The organism is Photorhabdus stackebrandtii (genome assembly GCF_011189495.1).
GTDB classification, from domain to species: domain Bacteria; phylum Pseudomonadota; class Gammaproteobacteria; order Enterobacterales; family Enterobacteriaceae; genus Photorhabdus; species Photorhabdus khanii.
On sequence record NZ_PUJV01000071.1, the window covers coordinates 1,909 to 4,912 of the forward strand.

1 rRNA gene is annotated in these 3,004 nt (G+C 54.6%); it reads left to right on the forward strand.

Annotated elements, in window-relative coordinates:
* The first annotated feature begins 54 nt into the window (after positions 1 to 54).
* Positions 55 to 2,968, forward strand: a 23S ribosomal RNA gene (locus C5470_RS21290).
* Positions 2,969 to 3,004 lie beyond the last annotated feature (36 nt).

Here is a 3,004-nt window from a genome sequence, read left to right on the forward strand (position 1 = left end):
TATTATTGATGAGTCTCTCAATAACACATACCCCGAAACTCTTTCGGGTTGTGAGGTTAAGCGACTAAGCGTACACGGTGGATGCCTAGGCAGTCAGAGGCGATGAAGGACGTGCTAATCTGCGATAAGCGTCGGTGAGCTGATAGGAAGCGTTATGAGCCGGCGATGTCCGAATGGGGAAACCCAGTGCAATGCGTTGCACTATCGTTTGATGAATTCATAGTCAGACGAGGCGAACCGGGGGAACTGAAACATCTCAGTACCCCGAGGAAAAGAAATCAACCGAGATTCCCCCAGTAGCGGCGAGCGAACGGGGAGCAGCCCAGAGTCTGCATCAGCGGAGGTGTGAGTGGAAGCGTCTGGAAAGGCGCACAGTAAAGGGTGACAGTCCCGTACACCAAAATGCCTCCGTTGTGAACTCGACGAGTAGGGCGGGACACGTGGTATCCTGTCTGAACATGGGGGGACCCTCCTCCAAGGCTAAATACTCCTGACTGACCGATAGTGAACCAGTACCGTGAGGGAAAGGCGAAAAGAACCCCGGCGAGGGGAGTGAAACAGAACCTGAAACCGTGTACGTACAAGCAGTGGGAGCCTTGATATTGTCAGGGTGACTGCGTACCTTTTGTATAATGGGTCAGCGACTTATATTCTGTAGCAAGGTTAACCGTTTAGGGGAGCCGCAGGGAAACCGAGTCTTAACTGGGCGAAGTAGTTGCAGGGTATAGACCCGAAACCCGGTGATCTAGCCATGGGCAGGTTGAAGGTTGGGTAACACTAACTGGAGGACCGAACCGACTAATGTTGAAAAATTAGCGGATGACTTGTGGCTGGGGGTGAAAGGCCAATCAAACCGGGAGATAGCTGGTTCTCCCCGAAAGCTATTTAGGTAGCGCCTCGTGGATTCATCTTCGGGGGTAGAGCACTGTTTCGGCTAGGGGGCCATCCCGGCTTACCAACCCGATGCAAACTGCGAATACCGAAGAATGGTATCACGGGAGACACACGGCGGGTGCTAACGTCCGTCGTGAAGAGGGAAACAACCCAGACCGCCAGCTAAGGTCCCAAAGTCATGGTTAAGTGGGAAACGAGGTGGGAAGGCTCAGACAGCCAGGATGTTGGCTTAGAAGCAGCCACCATTGAAAGAAAGCGTAATAGCTCACTGGTCGAGTCGGCCTGCGCGGAAGATGTAACGGGGCTAAACCATGCACCGAAGCTGCGGCAGCGACACGCAGGTGTTGTTGGGTAGGGGAGCGTTCTGTAAGCCGTTGAAGGTGGCGCTGTGAGGCCCGCTGGAGGTATCAGAAGTGCGAATGCTGACATAAGTAACGATAAAGCGGGTGAAAAACCCGCTCGCCGGAAGACCAAGGGTTCCTGTCCAACGTTAATCGGGGCAGGGTGAGTCGACCCCTAAGGCGAGGCTGAAAAGCGTAGTCGATGGGCAACAGGTTAATAGTCCTGTACTGAAGGTGACTGCGACGGGGGGACGGAGAAGGCTAGGCCATCCGGGCGACGGTCGTCCCGGTTTAAGCGTGTAGGTGGAAAGAGCAGGCAAACCCGCTCTTTCGTGAACACTGAGGCGTGATGACGAGCCGCTACGGCGGTGAAGTGGTTGATGCCCGGCTTCCAGGAAAAGCCTCTAAGCATCAGGTCACCTTGAATCGTACCCCAAACCGACACAGGTGGTCAGGTAGAGAATACTCAGGCGCTTGAGAGAACTCGGGTGAAGGAACTAGGCAAAATGGTGCCGTAACTTCGGGAGAAGGCACGCTGGCGGTAGGTGAAGGGCCCGCGCCCGGAGCCGAAGCCAGTCGCAGAGACCAGCTGGCTGCAACTGTTTATTAAAAACACAGCACTGTGCAAACACGAAAGTGGACGTATACGGTGTGACGCCTGCCCGGTGCTGGAAGGTTAATTGATGGGGTTAGCACGTGAGTGCGACGCTCTTGATCGAAGCCCCAGTAAACGGCGGCCGTAACTATAACGGTCCTAAGGTAGCGAAATTCCTTGTCGGGTAAGTTCCGACCTGCACGAATGGCGTAATGATGGCCAGGCTGTCTCCACCCGAGACTCAGTGAAATTGAACTCGCTGTGAAGATGCAGTGTACCCGCGGCAAGACGGAAAGACCCCGTGAACCTTTACTATAGCTTGACACTGAACATGGCACCTTGATGTGTAGGATAGGTGGGAGGCCTTGAAGTGTGGACGCCAGTCTGCACGGAGCCATCCTTGAAATACCACCCTTGAATGTGCGATGTTCTCACCCAGGTCCGTCAGCCGGACCGGGGACCGTGTCTGGTGGGTAGTTTGACTGGGGCGGTCTCCTCCCAAAGCGTAACGGAGGAGCACGAAGGTTGGCTAATCACGGTCGGACATCGTGAGGTTAGTGCAAAGGCATAAGCCAGCTTGACTGCGAGAGTGACAGCTCGAGCAGGTACGAAAGTAGGTCTTAGTGATCCGGTGGTTCTGCATGGAAGGGCCATCGCTCAACGGATAAAAGGTACTCCGGGGATAACAGGCTGATACCGCCCAAGAGTTCATATCGACGGCGGTGTTTGGCACCTCGATGTCGGCTCATCACATCCTGGGGCTGAAGTCGGTCCCAAGGGTATGGCTGTTCGCCATTTAAAGTGGTACGCGAGCTGGGTTTAGAACGTCGTGAGACAGTTCGGTCCCTATCTGCCGTGGGCGTTGGAAGATTGAAAGGGGCTGCTCCTAGTACGAGAGGACCGGAGTGGACGCACCGCTGGTGTACGGGTTGTCATGCCAATGGCATAGCCCGGTAGCTAAGTGCGGAAGAGATAAGCGCTGAAAGCATCTAAGCGGGAAACTTGCCTTGAGATGAGTCTTCCCTTGACTGTGAGGTCACGGAAGGAACGTTTAAGACGAAGACGTGGATAGGCTGGGTGTGTAAGTGCAGCGATGCATTGAGCTGACCAGTACTAATGAACCGAGCGGCTTAACCTTACAACACCGAAGGGGTTTTGGTGTGAGAGATGAGAG